This window comes from Chryseobacterium taklimakanense, from assembly GCF_900187185.1.
GTDB lineage: Bacteria > Bacteroidota > Bacteroidia > Flavobacteriales > Weeksellaceae > Planobacterium > Planobacterium taklimakanense.
Genome location: NZ_LT906465.1, coordinates 1,448,248 through 1,468,446 on the forward strand (window position 1 = coordinate 1,448,248; position 20,199 = coordinate 1,468,446).

Below are 20,199 nucleotides of genomic sequence, written 5' to 3' on the forward strand. Positions count from 1 at the left end.
GAAATTTGCACAAATTTAATACTTATTCCTCATAAACGTCAACCGTGTCAGTTTTCGCATTTGTGGAGTCCTTAATGCCCAGAGTTTTGTTGAGTTTTTCAGCTTCATAAGGGAAATTTTCAAAAAGTGCAGACAGGGCCAAGGCCGTATAAACCCTGCTTGAAAACTTGTTGCCTATGGCCACAATTGTGACTTTTGACTGCAGTAAATGTCCAAAAACGGAGTTTGTCCCGTGCCACCAGCCATTGTGAAAAGTGAGTTTGCTGTTTTCATCAAAAATCTTCATCCGGAAACCTAAACCATAATTATTGATACCCGGTTTTTCGTTACTGTAAGGGATAAAAACCCTTTCCATCAGGTCTTTCCTCAAGAAATTTTCAGAAAACATTGCCCGGGAAAAATTGAACATATCTCTCGGCGTTGTATAGACATTTTTGTCACCGTAAATTAAATCAAGCCTGTCGAGCGGATGTGGTTTTGCACCTTTAAAATAAAATGATTTTGCAGCAGTTGCGGTATCCTTTTCCTGGAAGATATATGAGTGTTCCATCTTTAGCGGCCTGAAAACCATCTGCCTGATCGCTTCCGGAAAAGGTGTTTTGGTAACTTTCTCGATCACGAGTGCAAGAAGTGCATAGTTTGTATTGCAGTACATAAATCCGGTGTCTGGCGCGCGTGCGGCTTCCGGTTTGTATTTTATCAGCATGTTCAGGACATCCTGATTGGAAATGAATTTCTTGGAGAGTTCAGCAGGCTGCGGTGTGATTTTCTCGATGAAATATTCGTATTTCGGAAGGCCGCTTCTTTGGCTCAGAAGACTTTTCACCGTAACACCGGCGTAAGGGAAGCCCGGAAAAAATTTCATCAAATCATCATCCAGGTTCAGTTGGCCGGCTTCCACCAGCTTCAGCGTTGCCATTGCGGTAATGGTTTTACTTACCGAAGCCACGTGCAAGGGCGTGTCCTTTGTTATAGGTTGCTGATTGTGGTCCTGTGCGAAACCGCGGTAATTTTCGTAGATGATTTTATCCCCTTTTGCGACTAAAAGCCCGCCCCACAGGTCACCTTTTTCCCAAACATTTTCGTAGTAATTATGAAGAATGGATTCTAATGTATCGTGGTCGGGCACCCTGTTTTCCTTGTAGTGAAATACATCGCCCAAATTTACATTTCCAAAATTTGGAAGTTCCGTTTGGGATTCTTTTTGAAACAGCAAAACATTTTTTTTGCAGGAAATTATGGATAAAGCCACAAAACAGAAGGCGATGCTTCTCAGGAAGTTCCTCATAATCTTTACTTCGAAAAAAAATTTATGCAATATAGGGGATTTTTTATTTAGGATAAATACGGCTTAGTCATCAGTACCCTAACCAAACTCACGCAGTATTTTGTCAACAATCACCTGCGCGAGTTTTTCTTTACTTTGATGAGACCAGCCTGCGATGTGCGGCGTAACAATTACTTTTTCAGAATTTAAAAGAAATTCCAGATCGCTGTTTTGGTAATCAAGATTTTCAAAAGATGATTTTTCAAATTCCAAAACATCCAGTGCAGCACCCTTTATTTTGCCCGATTTTATTGCTTCAACCAAATCTTTGGTTTTCACATTTTTGCCCCGAGCTGTGTTCACAAAGTAAAAATCCTTCTTCATTTCTGAAATGAATTTTTCATCGATTAAATGAAAAGTATCATCGGTAATCGGAATATGAAGACTTAATATATCTGCCTGATTTTTAAGCTCATCCAAAGAAACCTGCGTTGCAAATTCATCCGAAAGATTGGGAAGAATATCATGAAAAATTACCTTCAACCCAAATCCTGAAAGCCTTTTTGCTGTAGCTTTACCCATATTTCCGTAGCCGATGATCCCGAACGTTTTGCCTAAAAGTTCGTCGCCACGGTTTTCTTCCCGATTCCAAATGCCATTTTTAACCTCCTGGGAAGCAATGAACAAACGGTTCGTGAGAACCAGCAGCATACCGACAACATGTTCTGCCACAGAATCGCGGTTGCCTTCCGGTGAGCTGATGATGGATATTCCTAATTGCTTTGCTTTTTCAGTATCGATATTTTCAAGCCCGGCCCCTACTCTTGCAATGAACCTCAGGTTTTTGCCTTTCAAAAGAAAACTTTCATCAATCGGGATGCGGCTGCGAATGATCACACCGTCAAAATATCCGATCTTATCAAGTACTTCACTGTAAGTTGAAACATGATCTTCCTCGATCACAAAGCCTTTTTCGGAAAGTTGAGCGTTAATCAGGGGATGATTTTTATCGAGCAGCAGGATCTTCATTATTAATCGCAGAACAGTTTTTTGAGTTCTACCGATTCCTGCGGTTTCATTCTTCCCGACAGTATGAGGGAGAGTTCTTTTCTTCGCTGCGCAGCATCGAACCTTAATTTTTCAGTTTCAGTTTCCGGCTCCATCTGCGGAATTGGAACAGGCTTGTTATATTCGTCCACCGCCACGAACGTGTAAATACCCTCGTTGGTATGGATTTTTTTACCCGCAATAGGATCATCGAGCCACACATCAACATAAACTTCCATTGAAGTGGAGAACGCTCTGGAAACCTTGGATTCCAACACGACGATTCCGCCTTCAGGAATTGGATGCTTGAAAGAAACGTGGTTTACGGATGCCGTAACAACTCTTCTTGCACAGTGGCGAGCCGCAGAAATAGAGGCACAACGGTCCATTTTTGCCAAGAGTTCACCTCCGAAAAGGTTTCTAAGCGAGTTGGTTTCGTTCGGCAGAACAATATTGGTCATTACGGTTAACGATTCGCTCGCTTTTTTGATTTGCGCCATTTTTTGGAATTGTATTGTTTAGAACTGTATTTTCGTGAAGGTTTTTTGTAAACAGGTGCGGCATTAGCAATAGAATCTTTGGTAATGCTGTCCTGCTTTAAGCTGTCAATTCTCAGCTGCTGCAGTTTTTGCTGCTTTAGTTTTACTGAATCAGTGGTAATGCGGTGTGTGGAAGTGGTGACCGACAAATCATCAAAAGATTTTTTACCGAATAATCTCTCGCGCTGGGTAAAAGCCAGAACTATAATTCCCGTTATTGGCAAGATTAAAAGAAAAATCCAAAGCAGCGACCTGTTGAATTTATAATCACCTTCATTAGACGCAGCATTTTGTAGCGATTTCAGATTCTGCAGTTTAATTTCCTCCAGACCATAATAATCCGGAGCGGATTTTTCAATTCTTTTCCCCAAAAACTTTACATCATTTTCCGTCTGATGAAACTCGCCCAGCCCTTCGATGCTTAGAATATGGTTTTCTGCAAGCTGCTTTTTCCAGTAATCGGTCAGTTTTGCGATATGAGACTGAACCTCATCGTTCCCTGTACCCGATTTTTGTGAAATATACTGAACCAAATATGAATCTTTAATCTCATAATCTACATTGAAAGCCACTTCTTTGGCGGGCGGAAGGATGCTTTTGGTCTGTTCATCTACAACGGCCTTTGAATTTTTAAGAATAAATTCCCCAAAGCCCGGAACCGCCACCCGCTGATTTTCCTTTAAATATTCGACAATGTAAGATGCGATATTCATAATGTGGGCAAATTTAACTAAAAAATATACGCTGCAAAATACAAAAAGCCATCAGTTTGATGGCTTCCGATATGTGATTCTTTTTAACATCCTTGAATTAATCTGTTATCTAAATTTCAATGAAATTCCGAACAAGAAATTTGTGCCGGCTTGCGAATAATAAACGGGTCCCTCCCAAACATAGCCGTTGCTCACGTAGTTTTGATTGAAAAGATTATTTACCAAAAGTTTAAGAGCTACATCAGTTCTGTTTAACTTCAAGTCGTACTGCGCATTAAGGTCGGTCAGAAAATAATCATTAAGCTTCAAATCAGGATTATTGGTGTTATCCAGATATTGCTCACCAACATACTGATTCTGAATTCCTAAACTGAAATTACTGAATGGCTTGATGTTTACCAATAAATTGGCAACAGTATTTGGCGAAAAAGAAATTGGTGTGTTCCCAAGGTTTTCGATACCATTGGCGCCTTCCTGCCTAAAATCTATATTTTCATTTTTGCTTAAATTTAAATTGCCTGAAAGCTCAAGAAATTTTGAAACTTTGGCCAGTGCTGAAAGCTCGATCCCCGTCCGGAAAGATTTACCGGAATTGGTACGGATGAAACCTCCAACATCATTAATTTCTCCGCTCAGTACCAACTGGTTTACATAGTGCATATAATAAGCATTTGCCGCTAGAGAAAAATTGCTGCCGATATTTTTTTCAATTCCAGCTTCGAAATCGTGCAGTGTTTCCGGCTTTATATCCGGGTTTGCAAACAAATCATCACGGTTTGGCTCCCGGCTCGCCTGTGCATAGGACAGAAATAACTTCCCTGCCGGAATGTTATAATTCACACCCGCTTTCGGATTGAAAAATGTCCATTTTCTATTTAAATCAAACCCTTCATCATCGCCCTGCTGAAGGATTTTTGTATCGTAACTGATATTCCTTAACTGTAAATCGCCGAAAATTTCAAGTGCATTCAGTTTTACAATCGCTTTTGCAAAACCGGCAACTTCATTTTTTACCGAGCGGTTTCTGTAGTATTCATGCTCCTGGATCTGGGGAAAGAAAACGCCCGTCACATTTCCGTAATGCCTTCCAAAATATTGGTTACCAACAGCTCCAAAATTCAGGTCCACATTATTCAGTTTACCGTAAAGGGTAGAAACCACGCCATAGAAATCATTGTCGAGCCATTTTTTTCTGATGAAATCTGTCCTGGTCGCTGTTCCCTGATTTGGTAAATTATACTTTGAAAATTTAGCGTCCTGCTTGTAATTTTCATAATAGCCCTTGCCATCGGTATAGTGCAGGGTTGTCTCAAGATTCCAGTTTGGGTTCAGATTCTGTTCCCATAGGAACTGATAATGTTTTTGGGTGTAGTTATCGGTTTCATTGTCATAGAAATCCACGATATTTTCCCAGTTTGCGTCATAAATCGCTCCTGAATTATTGAATTTAGGATTGGTTTCCCATGTTGTTTTATCAATTCCGTTCCACGCCTGATACGTTTTTTCCTTACCCCCGAAAGCCATCAGACGCAATTTGGTTCTATTTTCTTCAAACAAAGCCGTGAAATTGTATGAATCTAAATTTGAAAAAGCCCTGTCGATATATCCGTCAGAGTGGATTTTTGTATAACGTCCCATAAGAGAAAGCCTGTTGTCCCAGAATTTTCCGGAACCTACTTCCGCGGAATATTTATAGGTATTGAATGAGCCGTAGCTGTTATCGGATTTTATATAGAATTTTTCTTCAGGGTTTTTTGAAATCACATTTACACTGGCGCCAAACGCGGAAACACCGTTTGAAGAAGTTCCCACACCTCTCTGAATTAAGATCTGCGAAGCCGAACTCGCCAAGTCCGGAACATCAACGAAGAATGTTCCCTGCGATTCCGAATCGTTATAAGGTACACCATTCATCATCACATTGATTGAAGTTCCGCCAACGCCTCGTATGCGGAATCCTGTGTAACCAACGCCATTTCCGGCATCAGAAGTCGTAACTACCGATGTTTGGTTTTTGAGCAAAACCGGTAAATCCTGGCCAAGGTTTTTCTTGCCAAGGTCTTTTTCTACATTGATGATTTCTTTGGAAACAGGCAACCTTTTTGTGAAATTGATAGCCTCGATCTGTGACTCACTGATTGTGTCGTTCTGTACCTGTGCGTACAGCATTGCAGGACCGATCAGTCCTAAAAAAAACAAACCTTTCATTCTTTTAATTTTTTTTAATTAATTGAATAAAAGGGGCGATTAAATTAATGTAACAATTTATCAATGGAACAGTTTACCCATTGTTAGACTGCTACATTTTTAGATTGGTACATTTGCAACGCATCCCTAAACAGCATTACCTGTTCCAGGTTCATTGGGTATAATCTCAGCCGCGACTGCAGCACCCCTTTTTTCTAACCGCGAAAATATGAAATTTTTATTTAATACGCCGTATTCTTGTCATCCACATAAAAATAATTTTTTCCGTCGGTAGTCACTTCGAAAAGGCGCGCTAGTTTCCAGCTGAAATTTCTTTTGATGTCAGAATAAATGAATGGGATCACGACTTTATTATTAATATCAATAACTCCAAACTTATTGTTGTATGAAGCGATGATCATTGGATGTTTCAAATCGTCGCCCTCCATGATGTGAAGGTACTCGTACTGAGGATAAATTTGATAATGGCGGTAATCTTCCGCGTTTTCAAACCTGGAATCTTCAATAACGCCGTAGTAGCCCTGCCTGTTATAGGCATGAAAGAGTTGCTTTTTATATTCGAAAGGACATTTTGCCAAATCAGAATCCTGGTATTTGTAAACCCTTTTTCCGGTATAGTCAATTCTGTAGTCCACTCCGTTAAGCCTTACAGACGCGTATTTATCAGTACCATATTTTTTAGCCTTCTCATTCTTTGAATTCAGCAGGTTGCAGTCCTCACCGTAAAACCCGACATTGCTGTATTGGTGCGGAATGACCACTTTGCCTTTCTGATTGATAAAACCAAATTTCCCATTCTTTTTTTGCGGAATAAGGGCCGGGATTGAATCATTTACTTTAGTAAGATCAGGATTTGCTTTCGGAACTGCCGTTTTTTTAGCCACAGGCTTTGCCGCGGGCTTCTTGACATATTTTGTTTGTGCACCGATATTGATAACAAGGCTCAACGCAAATAATAGGCTCAAAATCTTCTTCATAAGTTGTCTTTTTTCAAAATCGCTGCCAAAAATAATAAATTAAAAGTTTAAGACTTTGAAAATAGATTTGCAGCATATGATTTATTTATAAACTTGATGAAAACCATTCTTAAAATCTGCAATTTTTCGTAAATTTGAAAATTCCAATTTATATAATCAAAAACATTTTACAATATGACTTTTGACATTGATATGATTAAAAAAGTGTACGAGCGCTACCCGGAACGCATTGCGAAAGCTCGCGAAGTGGTAGGAAAACCGCTTACACTTGCTGAAAAAATCCTTTACACCCACCTTTGGGAAGGCAATGCAACACAGGCTTACGAAAGAGGAAATTCTTATGTAGATTTTGCTCCGGACAGGGTGGCGATGCAGGATGCAACTGCGCAAATGGCACTTCTGCAGTTTATGCAGGCCGGGAAAGCAAAGGTTGCCGTACCCTCCACCGCTCACGCAGACCATTTAATCCAAGCAAGAGTAGGTGCCGAAGCAGATTTGCAGGAAGGTATCAATAAAAATTCAGAAGTTTTTAATTTCTTAAGTTCAGTTTGCGATAAATACGGAATCGGTTTCTGGAAGCCGGGCGCCGGAATTATACACCAGGTGGTTTTAGAAAACTATGCCTTCCCTGGCGGAATGATGATCGGAACTGACTCTCACACCGTAAATGCAGGAGGCCTGGGAATGGTAGCGATCGGAGTTGGAGGCGCGGATGCTGTGGATGTAATGGCCGGAATGGCCTGGGAACTGAAAATGCCAAAACTCATCGGTGTAAAATTAACCGGAAAAATGAGCGGCTGGACTTCCGCAAAAGACGTGATTCTTAAAGTTGCAGGTATCCTTACCGTAAAAGGGGGAACCGGCTGTATCGTAGAATATTTTGGTGAAGGCGCGCAATCGCTTTCTGCAACAGGAAAGGGCACAATCTGTAACATGGGTGCAGAAATCGGTGCCACAACTTCTACTTTCGGTTATGATGATTCTATGAGAAGATATCTGGCTGCAACCGGAAGACAGGATGTGGTGGATGCTGCAGACCAAATTGCTGAACATTTAACGGGTGACGCAGAAGTTTATGCAAACCCTGAACAGTATTTCGACCAGGTTATTGAAATTAATTTGTCTGAATTGACGCCGCATCTAAACGGACCTTTTACACCGGACTTGGCGACACCTGTTGCGGAATTCCGTGACAAGGCTGAAGAAAACGGCTGGCCTCTGGACGTAGAATGGGCACTGATCGGTTCTTGTACGAATTCCTCTTATGAAGATTTATCAAGAGCGGCTTCTATCGTAGAAGATGCTGTGGCGAAAGGCGTGAAACCAAAAGCAATTTTAGGAATCAATCCAGGTTCTGAGCAGGTAAAATTCACCGCTGAAAGAGACGGATTCCTTAATTCATTCAGAAAATTTGAAAACGCAAGAATCTTTACCAACGCCTGTGGACCGTGCATCGGACAATGGGACAGAGAGGGTGCAGAAAAAGGCGAGAAAAACTCCATCATACACTCCTTCAACAGAAACTTTGCAAAAAGAGCGGACGGTAACCCAAATACACACGCTTTCGTAGCATCTCCGGAAATGGTGGCTGCGGTTGCGATTTCAGGAAGATTAGACTTTAATCCAATTACAGATACTTTAACCAACGCTAACGGAGAACAGGTAAAACTGGATGAGCCAAAAGGTTCTGAACTCCCTGAAAAAGGTTTTGATGTAGATGACAACGGTTACCAGGCGCCATCTGAAGACGGAAGTAACGTTCAGGTTATTGTAAACCCAACCTCAGACAGGCTTCAGTTGCTTGAGCCATTCCAACCTTGGGACGGCAAAAATATTGAAGGTGCAAAAGTTTTGATTAAAGCCTTCGGAAAATGTACAACTGACCATATTTCTATGGCTGGACCTTGGCTGAAATACCGCGGACACTTGGATAATATTTCCAACAATATGTTGATCGGCGCCGTAAACGCTTACAACATGGAAACCAATAAAGTGAAAAACCAACTGACCGGTGAATACGGCGAAGTTCCTACAGTACAGAGAGCGTACAAGGCAGCCGGTATTCCTTCGATTGTTGTGGGCGACGAAAACTACGGTGAAGGTTCGTCCAGAGAACATGCCGCAATGGAACCAAGACATTTGGGTGTAAAAGCAGTTTTGGTAAAATCTTTCGCGCGTATCCACGAAACGAACCTGAAAAAACAGGGAATGCTTGGTTTAACGTTTGCCGATAAAGCAGATTATGATAAAATTCAGGAAGATGATACCGTAAACTTCCTTGATCTTGATCAGTTTGCTCCAGGGAAACCACTAACACTTGAATTCGTGCATGCTGACGGAACAAAGGATACCGTATTTGCAAACCACACTTATAACGATCAGCAGATAGGCTGGTTTAAAGCAGGATCTGCGCTTAACCTGATCGCACAGGAAGCTCAGAATTCCTAAAATGCAAACCAATTCTTCAAAGATTTCTAATCGCTGAAGGATTCTGAAACAGACCGCTCTTTTTGAGCGGTTTTTTTGTTAAAAATATATTAAATGTTTATTTGAAAAGTAACAAAAACCGTTTTCAGTTGTCTAATGCAGCATATAAAGAATTATGAAGCATAAACATTTACTGATAGCAGGACTTTTTCTGTCCGCCAATTTTTATTTTGCACAACAAAAACCCACAGAAAAAGAAACCAAAATAGACGAGGTTACCATTGTAAAAACCAAAAAAGCCGTAGAACAGAAAGCCGACCGTACCATTTTCGATTTTTCCGAACAGGCGCACCTCAACAGTGGAACGGTGATGGACGGCGTGAAGAAACTTCCGGGATTAGTGGTTACCGACATCGCCGGAATGATGTACCAGGGGAAACTGCTGGATGTATATATGGACGGTAGACCCCTGAACATTACCAGCAACGAACTGAATAGCTTTTTGGAAGGAATGCCGGCCAACGCCGTGGAGCGCATCGAAATCATCACACAACCGGGCGCGGAATTTCCGGCAACTTCAGGCGGTGCTATTCTTAATATTATTACTTCAAAAACAGCGAGAAATTATCTTACTGCAACCTATTCCGGGAATTACAGTTTTACCAATTATGATAAATTTCGCCAGAGAACCAATAACTCCTTGAGTTTAAATTCCAGAAACAAGGTTTTTGCATGGCAACTGAATATCGGTCAAAATTATCGTGAAGGTATGATGAACGGAACAATTGATGACCTTTCCGGCACCTTTACCGATTTCTACAGGCGAGGATATTTCGCCAAAGCAGGAATGACCTTTGAACTGGGTAACGACGACCGGCTTTTGCTGAATTATGATGTTTACCACAATAATAATGACAGTTACACCTTAAGCCACGGAAAATACAACGGCAATACTTTCCAGTCCAGCGATTTGGCGAATTCTTTAAATTTGAGAAACGAAGCGGTGGCTACCTATCAAAAACGCTTCGACGACAAGAATAAAAAACTCGATTTTAAATTGAGTTATACCAGCGCTAATTCCGATTTCGACCAGCAGAATTTCAATATCAATCAAAATGTTCTGCAAAACGATTCTGATTTGAATAATGTTACCTTCAAGGTGGATTATTCCCAACCCGTGAAAATTCTGGATGAGGGCAAAATAAGTCTTGGCGGACTGTATGAGAAGCAGAATTTCCAAACCTCAAGCAAAGGCATACAAAACCTTGATTATCAAAGGCAAACCGCTTCTTCATACGCTGAAATTCAGGCAAAGCTAAAACAGTTCGATTTCACGTTGGGAACCAGAGCGGAAGATTACGACATTTCCGGATATGCGGGAAATACGGCCTTAACACCATTCAAAAAATTTAAACTTTTTCCGAATGCCAGTGTGCAGTACAACTTTATGAAACAGGTTTATTTTGCTTTGAATTATAACAAGAAAATCAATTTGCCAAGCATTTCAGCCTTAAATCCAAATAACACGACTTACCAAAATCCAAATTCTGTTTCAACGGGAAATCCCAATTTGCAGCCTACTATTTTTGACAATTACGAAGCGAAAATCTCTGCCTTCGATTACGCATTTATAGGTTACAGCGTGAGCCACGCCAAAAATCAGTTGGCACAGATGGTAACAAGAAACGGCGATATCATTACCAATAAACAGATGAATATTCCTGAAATGAACATCCGGAATTTCAATGTGGGGCTGCCGATTCCGTTTATGATTTTCACAAAACCGCTGAGTGAGATTATGAAATTCAATTTCAATCCGGATAAAATTAATTTCCTGTACATCTACGCCGCGAATCAAAAACACGTAATCCCAAATCTGGACACCAAGTCGTTTTGGATGTTCAATCTGATGTCGCAGCTGATCCTGCCGAAAGATATCAAACTCACCGCAAATTATTTCTACATACAGCCCAACGCCAGTTATTTCTATTTCGTTTCAGAAAAACCAATCGGGAACTCTGTAGATTTAACTTTATCTAAAAAATTTATGAAAGACCGACTGAGCGTTTCTGTTTTTGCCAACGATATTTTCAATGGTCAGCAAATGGCTTTCCGCTCTGTGGAAACACCAAATGTAAGATTAAGCAATAAAAATGATAGCCGTAGTTTTGGGTTTTCGTTAAATTATAAAATTCCGACTAAAAACAAACTCGCCAAAGAAGCACCGAATATGCTGAACCAGGAGAAAAAAGATGATAGCGGAGGAATTCTTCCGCAAGACAACAATCAGTAATATTATAAAGTTGGAATTTTTTTCCAACTTTTTCAGTTTAAAAGAGGCTGGATTACGAAACAAGTATTATTTTTTGGAAGTGAATGGAAACTTCATATTAAATTCTCTATTTGAACGGTTACTATGCTTCGCAAGCTCTCCAAACTGCATCGTTGTTCGGCACTGGAGCAATGATTTCAATATTCTCCTTAGTTACGGGATGAACGAAAACCAGTTTTCTGGCGTGCAGCGAAATTCCACCATCGGGGTTTGATCGCGGCGCACCATATTTCAGATCTCCCTTTATCGGAACCCCGGTTTTGGAAAGCTGGGCACGGATCTGGTGATGGCGGCCGGTTTCCAGATCAACTTCAAGGAGAAGATAATGATCTAAAGTCTTTAAAACCTGATAAGTTAAGATCGCCTCTTTTGCACCTTCGGTAACTTTTGGAAACACAACCGCTTTATTGTTTTTCTCGTTTTTTTTGAGGTAATGAACCAGTCGCTGGCTTTGCGGAATCATTTCCTTGGCTACCACTGCCCAATATGTTTTTTTGATTTCACGGTTTTTCACCATTTGGGTCAGGCGTGACAGTGCTTTTGAAGTTTTGGCGTAAATCACCAAACCCGAAGTAGGCCTGTCGATACGGTGAACGAGGCCGAGAAAGACGTTTCCCGATTTTTCGTCACGGATTTTGATGAAATTTTTGATGGACTCCAAAAGAGATTCGTCGCCGGTTTTATCACCCTGAACCAATTGTCCAACTTTTTTGTTGATGACCAAAAGATGATTGTCTTCGTAAACAATTTGTGATGCTTCAAATTTCTGGGTTCGGGTTTCCATTTTTCAAATAATTCCAAGACCCAAAAATACAGCAAAAACAATTAATGCAGCTGCAACCACCATCTGAACGGTGTCAATGGTTATTTTTTTCAGGATTTTACTTCCGAGCACTGCGCCGGCAAAGGCAGAAAGCGTGGCAATGATTACCATTTTCCAGTCGATGCTGTCTTTTACCGCAAGGATATTTTTGGAGTAAACGCTTAATCTTGTAATGTCAATCAAACACGCGATTGCAATCCCTGTCGCGATGAAGGTTTCTTTTGAAAGTCCGGCTCTGATAAGAAATGCTGAACGCAATGCACCCTGATGCCCTGATAATCCGCCAAAAAAACCACTGATCACTCCACCGGTTGGTAAATATTTCCTGCTGAAATGCATATTCTTTAGCTTTGGAATTATATCAAACAGGGCAAAAAATATCAGCAGCAAAGCAATAATCAGTTTGATTGGCGTAATCTCAAAAGTTTGTCCGGAATAATCCCACTGGAATAAAGGCTGTAAATGTGAAAGATAATTCAAAAGCAGAGCCCCAATGAATGCTGCAACAATTGACGGCAAACCGAACCGAAGCAGAATACTTTTATCAACATGTTTTCCGGTGAGGAAGAATTTAAAAACATTATTCAGAAAGTGTACAATCGCCGTAAGTGCAATTGCCAGGTCGACGGGAAAGAAAACCGCAAAAACCGGCATAAGAACCGTTCCCAAACCAAACCCAGAAAAAAATGTAAGTGCAGAAGCCAGAAGCGCCACTATTGCGATAATGATTTCTTCCATTTCCTGAGAATTAAAAACCTTTCAAAAATAAAATTTGAAAGGACTGAATTATTTTTAAAAATTTATCGGTTGACTTGCCTTGATCTGTTGGAAAAGGACAAAATCACTCCGGCAAGAATTCCGATGGTCTTTAGTGCTGAAAACCGGTTTTCCGCAGGAATAAATGCACCGGCGACACACAAAATCCCAGCCGCATACATCGGATAAATAAAATTTTTATTGGTCATAAACGGCGCCATCAGGATAAAACTGACACCAATTAGAATATAAAAAAGTTTCCGCGACAGAAAACCGTTGATTTCCGGCGTGAACACATTGAACATTCCCGCAAGCAGGCAAATAATCGCCGCCAGAGAAATAATACCCTGTATGGTCTGCATATTTTTCATCAGTAACTTTCTTTATCGTTTGGGAAATTCACTTCTTTTACATCTTTCACGTACTGGGCAACGGCTCCGGTAATTTCGGTGTAAAGATCAAGGTACCTTCTTAAAAACTTTGGCGTAAAATCCTTATTCATTCCTACCATATCGTGGTAAACCAGCACCTGCCCGTCACAATCAGCACCAGCACCGATTCCGATCGTAGGAATTGAAATGCTTTCGGTTACTTTTTTTGCCAAATCTGCAGGAATTTTTTCCAGCACCAATGCAAAACAGCCCAATTCCTCCAAAAGTTTGGCGTCTTTTATTAATTTTTCCGCTTCTGCATCTTCTTTCGCACGAACTTTATATGTTCCAAACTGGTAAATGGACTGCGGTGTCAAGCCCAAATGTCCCATCACCGGAATTCCGGCGTTGACAATTTTTCGTATTGAATCTTCGATCTCTGCGCCGCCTTCGATCTTTACCGCGTGAGCACCGCCTTCTTTCATCATTCTTACCGCCGAATCCAGGGCTTTTTCCGAATTGCTCTGATAAGTCCCGAAGGGCAAATCTGCAACCACCAATGCCCTGTTCACACCGCGAACCACACACTGTGTATGGTAAATCATCTGATCCAGAGTAATGGGCAAGGTCGTTTCAAAACCAGCCATCACATTTGCTGCCGAATCGCCGACCAAAATGGCGTCTGTTCCACCGGCATCCACCATTTTCGCGGTGGTAAAATCGTACGCAGTAAGCATCGTGATTTTTTCTTTGTCGAATTTCATTTTCCGCAAAGTCTCGGTGGTGATTTTCTTGATTTCTGAGTGTACAGACATAGTTTTTTAAATGAATAATAAGAGATGAATCATTAATAATTTGTGCTCGCTGAAATTGATTAATTATTCATCATTGATTTTTTTAGAAGTTACATGATCACGTGTCCCAGCTTCATCAGCTTTTCGTGATTCAGGATCTTGATATTGCGGCCCTCTGTCTCAATCAGCTGATCCTGCTTGAATTCTGAAATAAGGCGGATGGCGCTTTCGGTGGCAGTACCAATTAAATTGGCAATTTCTTCCCTGGTTAATGAAATTTTGATGAAACCTTCCGGATCGGCGCCCAGTTTCTGTTCCAAAAGCAGGAGAACTTCTGCCAGTCTTTCTCTTACGGTTTTCTGTGCAAGGAACGTAATTGTATTTGAAGATTCACCCAGTTCATAGGCGAATTTCTGCAGCATCGCGAAGGATAATTTTGAATCAGCTTCCAGTAAATGAAGGAAAAAATCGCCTGGAATAAATTTCGCGTCCACGTCAGACATTGCTTCAGCTTTAGCCTGAAAATCTTCCCCAATCAACAGCGAACGGTAACCGATCAGATCACCTTCTTTTATAAATCTTAAAATCTGGTCTTTACCATACACACCTGATTTAGAAAGCTTTAAAGTTCCTTTTGTGATTAAGTAAACACCCTGCGCCGTTTCGTGTTCATCAAAAAGATAGTCGCCTTTTTGGATGGAAACGTCTTTTTTCACGCTTTGGTATTTTTCGAAATCTTCAGTAGAAAGGTTAGCTTTAAAGTAATTTTCATTAAAAACTCTCGACAGATTCTTCTCGATGAGCTCTTGTTTTTCTACAGACATGTTTATGATATTTGTCAGCAAAAATAGGCTTTTTTGTACCGAATCTCAAAGTTTTTTGTTATAATTTTGCAAGTCAAAAAATCTAGAAATCAGTGGCGGACAATTGTTTTCATTGCGGACAGACCATCGGCAAGGAGCGGATAAGTTTCGATTCTAAGGAGTTCTGCTGCAATGGCTGCAAATCTGTTTACGAGATCCTGAACATCAACAATCTGGGCAATTTTTACGAACTGAATAAAAATTCGGGAATACGCCCGGATGAAAGTTCCACACAGTTTGATTATCTCGACACGCCGGAAATCTTTGAAAGAATAACCGATTTTTCTGAAGGAGATACGACGCTGATCACTTTCAAAATACCCGTAATCCACTGCTCTTCATGCATTTGGCTGCTTGAAAGCCTCCATACTTTAAATGCAAATATCAAGTATTCGCAGGTTCACTTTACCAAAAAAACGCTGCAGGTTTCATTTAACCACAATGAACTGAAATTAAGCGAATTAGCTAAATTTCTAACCAATCTGGGCTACAAACCCGTCATCAGCCTGGAAACCGCCGACAGGAAAGAAGAAAAACTTGATAAATCCCTGCTGATAAAACTTGCAGTGGCAGGATTTGCGTTTGGAAACGGCATGTTTTTCAGCTATCCCGAATACGCGATGGAATTTTTTGGGTACACCGATTTCTGGATGGAAAAATACAAGAATCTTTTCCGTTTTATCATGTTCCTGCTGGCCACACCGGTTGTGTTTTACTCCGCGTCAGATTACTTCAAATCCGCAATTTACGGGTTAAAAAACAAAATTGTAAACATTGATGTACCTATTGTACTGGGAATTTTGGTTTTGTACGGAAGAAGTATTTACGAGGTGATGACCGATTATGGCCCGGGATATTTCGATACGCTTTGCGGCTTGCTGTTTTTCATGCTTTTGGGTAAAACGTTCCAGAAAAGGACTTACAATGCCCTGTCATACGACCGCGACTACAAATCCTTCTACCCTATTGCAGTAACTAAAATTGATTTCAACGGCAAACAGGAAAATATTCTTCTGTCTGACTTGAAGATTGGTGACAGAATCATGGTTCGCAACCAGGAAATTATCCCGGTGGATGCGATTTTGATCAATGGCGACGGGAATATCGACAACAGTTTTATCACAGGGGAAAGTGCAGCGGTAAGCAAAAAACCGGGTGACAAAATTTTCGCCGGCGGCAAGCAAATTGGCTCAATCCTCGAACTTGAGGTCATTAAAAATGTTGACCAAAGTTATCTGACTCAGCTCTGGAACAAGGAAGCTTTCCGAAAACACGAAACCGGATTGGATACGCTGACCAATACCATCAGCAAGTACTTCACTTTCATTATTTTAGGAATAACTTTAATGGCCGGAATCTATTGGGCGAGGATCGACTTTGAAAAAATGTTCCAGGTGGTTTCCGCAATTCTGATCGTAGCCTGCCCCTGTGCGCTGGCGCTTTCGGCACCGTTCACTTTTGGCCACATTATGCGGATTTTGGGCAGAAATAAATTTTATGTAAAAGACACTTTAACCATAGAAAAACTGGCGAAGGTGAGCACCCTGGTGTTCGATAAAACCGGTACGATCACCCATTCAAAAAAATCAAACATCTCCTACGAAGGCGCTAAAATTCAGGAATTTGATTTAAAAAACATCAAAACTTTACTTAAAAACTCAAACCATCCGCTTTCGAAATCCCTGTATGAATTTATTGGTGTTGAAGATGAATATTTTCCGGTAGAAAACTTCGCTGATACACCAGGGAAGGGTTATACTTCCGAAGTTCGCGGTACTAAATATAAAATAGGATCGGCAAGCTTCAGCAGCCAGACTTCCAAAAATCTGGAAACGGCAGTTTATATCAGTAAAAATGAAGAATTTTTGGGTAAATTCATATTCAAGAATGAGTACCGCGAGAATCTTGGCCAACTTTTCACTCACCTTGATGAATACAGAATCCATATCCTGAGCGGTGACAACGAATCTGAGAAAAAAAAGCTTGAGGAGCTAATTCCGCATATCGATGCGATGGCTTTCAACCAGGATCCGGAAAGCAAACTGAATTATATAAAAACCCTCCAGGACAAAGGTGAAAAAGTAGCCATGCTTGGCGACGGCCTGAACGATGCGGGAGCACTGAAACAGAGCAATGTGGGAATTGCCGTGGCGGATGATACAAACTCGTTCACGCCATCTTCCGATGTCATTATGAACGGGGCAAAAATTCCGTTGCTTGACAGATACATTAACCTGAGTAAAGATGCCATCACCATTGTGAAAATCACCTTCGTCATCAGCTTCCTCTACAACATTATTGGTTTAACGTATGCTGTTATGGGACAAATGTCGCCGCTGTTTGCTGCGATCCTGATGCCGATCAGTTCAATCACCGTTGTTGCGTTTACTACAGTTGCAACGTGGTTAAGAAGCACGAAATATTTCAGTATTAATGGGTAATTTTCAATGCTAATTTAGAAATGATTTAAATTAACAAATTTTAACATAATCTGTCGAATATCATATTTTTTGTCTAAATTTGAACTCTTAAAACATTAACTTTGCCAAGACATGGATATACTCTACTTAATGATTATTTGCAGTGTATCTTTAGCGGTGGTTTTCCTTGTTATTTTTATAATCAATGCGAAAAAAGGTCAGTTTGAAGACGATGAATCCCCAGCGGTAAGGATTCTCTTTGATGACGAGATAAAAACCGAAGACGCCGGCGAGACGGAACAATCAAAAGAAAAAAGTAATTAATTTATATATGGAAACACAAAAGTTTAGTTATGACAACAGTATTGTAAGAGCTTTTCTTTATGCTACCGTTATTTTCGGTGTCGTAGGATTTTTGCTTGGCCTTACTGCTGCACTTATGCTATTCTATCCCGAATTACCGGAGTTCTTTTTAGGAACTGATGACCCTACCATCAAGAGTTTGGCAGCCGGCAATATTGAGGGATTAATTAACTCACAGGGTGCATTTGGCTTTGGCCGTATTCGTATGCTGCATACCAGTGCGGTGATTTTTGCTTTTGTATGTAACGGTTTCTTTGCCGGAGCATACTACTCTATGCAGAGATTGCTGAAAGCCAGAATGTTCAGCGACACCCTTTCCTGGATCCATTTCTGGGGTTGGCAGCTGATGATCGTGGCGGTGGTAATCACCTTCCTTATGGGGATTAATACCTCAAAAGAATATGCTGAACACGAGTGGCCAATTGATATTTTAATTACTGTAATCTGGGTGATATTCGGTATCAATATGTTCGGTACTATCGCCAAAAGAAGAGTGCGTCACCTTTATGTGGCGATCTGGTTCTTCATCGGAACGTGGATTGCGATCGCGATGCTGCACATCTTCAATAACCTGGCAGTTCCTTTGTCCTTCACCGGTTGGAAATCATATTCCGCTTATGCAGGGGTGAAAGATGCATTGGTACAGTGGTGGTACGGCCACAACGCGGTGGCATTCGTACTTACTACGCCAATTCTTGGTTTGATGTACTATTTCTTACCGAAAGCTGCAGACAGACCTGTGTTCTCCTATAAACTGTCAATCATCCACTTCTGGTCTCTGATTTTTGTATACATCTGGGCCGGCCCTCACCACCTGCAGTATACTGCACTTCCGGCTTGGGCACAGGCTTTGGGTACAGGTTTCTCGATCATGCTTATCGCACCATCCTGGGGTGGTATGCTTAACGGTCTTTTGACGCTGAGAGGTGCCTGGGACAAAGTAAGAGAAGATCCAATCCTTAAATTCTTCGTAGTTGCAGTTACATGTTACGGTATGGCAACCTTCGAAGGTCCATTGTTAGCAACAAAAACTTTAAATAAAATCGGTCACTTCACAGACTGGGTTATTGGTCACGTACACATCGGAGCGCTAGGCTGGAACGGTTTCATGGCGTTCGGTATGATCTATTACCTTCTTCCGGTTATGTGGAGAACAAAGCTGTGGTCAACCAAACTTGCCAACTGGCATTTCTGGTTAGGAACATTAGGTATTATTTTCTACGCAGTTCCTTTATATATCGCAGGATTTACCCAAGGATTAATGTGGAAACAGTTTAATCCGGACGGAACATTAGTTTGGAAAAACTGGCTGGATACGGTTACTGCGATCATCCCATATTATATTATGAGATTTGTGGGAGGCGCGCTATATATTTCGGGTGCCATATTAATGTGTATCAATGTTGTAAAAACGGTAAGAAGCGGATCATTCCAAAAAGATGTTCCTGCCGAAGCCCCTGCCCTTGCCAATATTGGCAACGCGAGAAAAGAAGGCGAAGGTGCACACCTTTGGCTGGAGAGAATGCCATTCCTGCTTTCCATCTTAGCATTTGTGGCAGTAGCGATTGGTGGGGCGGTACAGATTATCCCTACACTAACCGTGAAAGACAACGTACCTACCATTTCTGCAGTAAAACCTTATTCTCCGCTTGAACTTGAAGGTAGAGACCTTTATATCAGAGAAGGATGTAATTCCTGCCACTCACAAATGATCAGACCATTCCGTGATGAGGTTGTAAGATTCAACGGTAAAAATGGGCAATATTCTAAAGCAGGTGAGTTCGTATACGACAGGCCGTTCCTTTGGGGATCAAAGAGAACCGGACCAGATTTGCACAGGGAAGGTGGTAAAAATCCAAGTTCTTGGCACTACAAACACATGTACAATCCTAGATCTACTTCTGCAGGTTCCATTATGCCAAGATATCCTTGGTTGATTTCCAATGATCTGGACAGATCCAACATGGTTGCTAAAATTCAGTTTATGAAGGACGTTTATGATGTACCATATTCTAAAGCTGAAATTGATACAGCAAACACCTGGGCAGACAATCAGGCGAAACATATCGTGAAACAAATCTTCAGCGAGGCCGCTGACCTTAAGAAAGCTTATGCTGACAGACCGGCTGGGGAACTGGAAAAGAAAGAGATTGTGGCTTTGATCGCGTATCTGCAAAGATTGGGTACCGACATTAAAACAACTCAGGTACAAACCGCAAGTAATAATTAATAATTCATCAGGAGCGTTGTAAAAGGCATGATACCTCAAAATCTAAGAGACATATTATCAAATGAGCAG

The 20,199-nt window shown here is 41.0% G+C and carries 16 protein-coding genes; 5 read left to right on the forward strand and 11 right to left on the reverse strand.

Annotation, left to right across the window (positions count from 1 at the left end; genetic code table 11):
• Positions 1-22 precede the first annotated feature (22 nt).
• The 6 genes from CKV81_RS06890 to CKV81_RS06915 form a co-directional block, all read right to left on the reverse strand.
• Positions 23-1,288: a serine hydrolase domain-containing protein gene (locus tag CKV81_RS06890; protein WP_095071774.1), complete on the reverse strand. Its 1,266-nt coding sequence runs from the start codon at positions 1,286-1,288 to the stop codon at positions 23-25.
• 78 nt (positions 1,289-1,366) lie between these two features.
• Entirely contained in the window at positions 1,367-2,296 is a 930-nt protein-coding gene (locus CKV81_RS06895; RefSeq protein ID WP_095071776.1) for an NAD(P)-dependent oxidoreductase, read from the reverse strand.
• 2 nt (positions 2,297-2,298) lie between these two features.
• Complete coding sequence (locus CKV81_RS06900) at positions 2,299-2,814, reverse strand: acyl-CoA thioesterase (protein ID WP_095071778.1); 516 nt, start codon at positions 2,812-2,814, stop codon at positions 2,299-2,301.
• Positions 2,781-3,566 carry an HU domain-containing protein gene (locus tag CKV81_RS06905; protein WP_095071780.1) on the reverse strand — a complete coding sequence of 262 codons (786 nt, stop codon included), beginning with the start codon at positions 3,564-3,566 and terminating at the stop codon, positions 2,781-2,783. Before CKV81_RS06905 ends, CKV81_RS06900 begins: the two co-directional genes overlap by 34 nt.
• Positions 3,567-3,671: 105 nt before the next feature.
• Positions 3,672-5,774, reverse strand: a complete 2,103-nt coding sequence (locus CKV81_RS06910; protein WP_095071782.1) for a TonB-dependent receptor — start codon at positions 5,772-5,774, stop codon at positions 3,672-3,674.
• A gap of 221 nt (positions 5,775-5,995) precedes the next feature.
• Positions 5,996-6,751: a WG repeat-containing protein gene (locus CKV81_RS06915; RefSeq protein WP_095071784.1), complete on the reverse strand. Its 756-nt coding sequence runs from the start codon at positions 6,749-6,751 to the stop codon at positions 5,996-5,998.
• Positions 6,752-6,925: 174 nt separating this feature from the next.
• Between CKV81_RS06915 and CKV81_RS06920 the strand changes: the two genes are divergently transcribed.
• Both CKV81_RS06920 and CKV81_RS06925 read left to right on the forward strand, forming a co-directional pair.
• On the forward strand, positions 6,926-9,199 hold the full coding sequence (locus CKV81_RS06920) for an aconitate hydratase (protein ID WP_095071786.1): 2,274 nt from the start codon (positions 6,926-6,928) through the stop codon (positions 9,197-9,199).
• A 154-nt stretch (positions 9,200-9,353) separates the two neighbouring features.
• On the forward strand, positions 9,354-11,471 hold the full coding sequence (locus CKV81_RS06925) for an outer membrane beta-barrel protein (protein ID WP_095071789.1): 2,118 nt from the start codon (positions 9,354-9,356) through the stop codon (positions 11,469-11,471).
• 121 nt (positions 11,472-11,592) lie between these two features.
• On the opposite strand, the gene CKV81_RS06930 is transcribed toward CKV81_RS06925, so the two are convergent.
• From CKV81_RS06930 to CKV81_RS06950, 5 genes are all read right to left on the reverse strand, one after another.
• Positions 11,593-12,294: an RluA family pseudouridine synthase gene (locus CKV81_RS06930; RefSeq protein ID WP_095071790.1), complete on the reverse strand. Its 702-nt coding sequence runs from the start codon at positions 12,292-12,294 to the stop codon at positions 11,593-11,595.
• A 3-nt stretch (positions 12,295-12,297) separates the two neighbouring features.
• Positions 12,298-13,071, reverse strand: a complete 774-nt coding sequence (locus CKV81_RS06935; protein ID WP_095071791.1) for a sulfite exporter TauE/SafE family protein — start codon at positions 13,069-13,071, stop codon at positions 12,298-12,300.
• A 62-nt stretch (positions 13,072-13,133) separates the two neighbouring features.
• The gene (locus tag CKV81_RS06940; protein WP_095071793.1) at positions 13,134-13,460 is read right to left on the reverse strand and encodes a hypothetical protein; all 327 of its coding nucleotides are present in this window, start codon (positions 13,458-13,460) and stop codon (positions 13,134-13,136) included.
• On the reverse strand, positions 13,460-14,275 hold the full coding sequence (gene panB, locus CKV81_RS06945) for a 3-methyl-2-oxobutanoate hydroxymethyltransferase (protein ID WP_095071795.1): 816 nt from the start codon (positions 14,273-14,275) through the stop codon (positions 13,460-13,462). The genes CKV81_RS06940 and panB overlap by 1 nt, the downstream gene beginning before the upstream one ends.
• Positions 14,276-14,364: 89 nt before the next feature.
• Complete coding sequence (locus tag CKV81_RS06950; protein ID WP_095071797.1) at positions 14,365-15,078, reverse strand: Crp/Fnr family transcriptional regulator; 714 nt, start codon at positions 15,076-15,078, stop codon at positions 14,365-14,367.
• A 92-nt stretch (positions 15,079-15,170) separates the two neighbouring features.
• Here CKV81_RS06950 and CKV81_RS06955 point away from each other — a divergent pair, with 92 nt between their 5' ends.
• From CKV81_RS06955 to ccoN, 3 genes are all read left to right on the forward strand, one after another.
• Positions 15,171-17,558 (forward strand): heavy metal translocating P-type ATPase, encoded by a 2,388-nt coding sequence (locus CKV81_RS06955; RefSeq protein WP_095071799.1) that lies wholly within the window; start codon positions 15,171-15,173, stop codon positions 17,556-17,558.
• A gap of 111 nt (positions 17,559-17,669) precedes the next feature.
• Positions 17,670-17,861 carry a cbb3-type cytochrome oxidase assembly protein CcoS gene (gene ccoS, locus CKV81_RS06960; RefSeq protein ID WP_095071800.1) on the forward strand — a complete coding sequence of 64 codons (192 nt, stop codon included), beginning with the start codon at positions 17,670-17,672 and terminating at the stop codon, positions 17,859-17,861.
• 7 nt (positions 17,862-17,868) lie between these two features.
• Positions 17,869-20,130, forward strand: a complete 2,262-nt coding sequence (gene ccoN, locus CKV81_RS06965; protein ID WP_095071801.1) for a cytochrome-c oxidase, cbb3-type subunit I — start codon at positions 17,869-17,871, stop codon at positions 20,128-20,130.
• Positions 20,131-20,199: the final 69 nt, after the last annotated feature.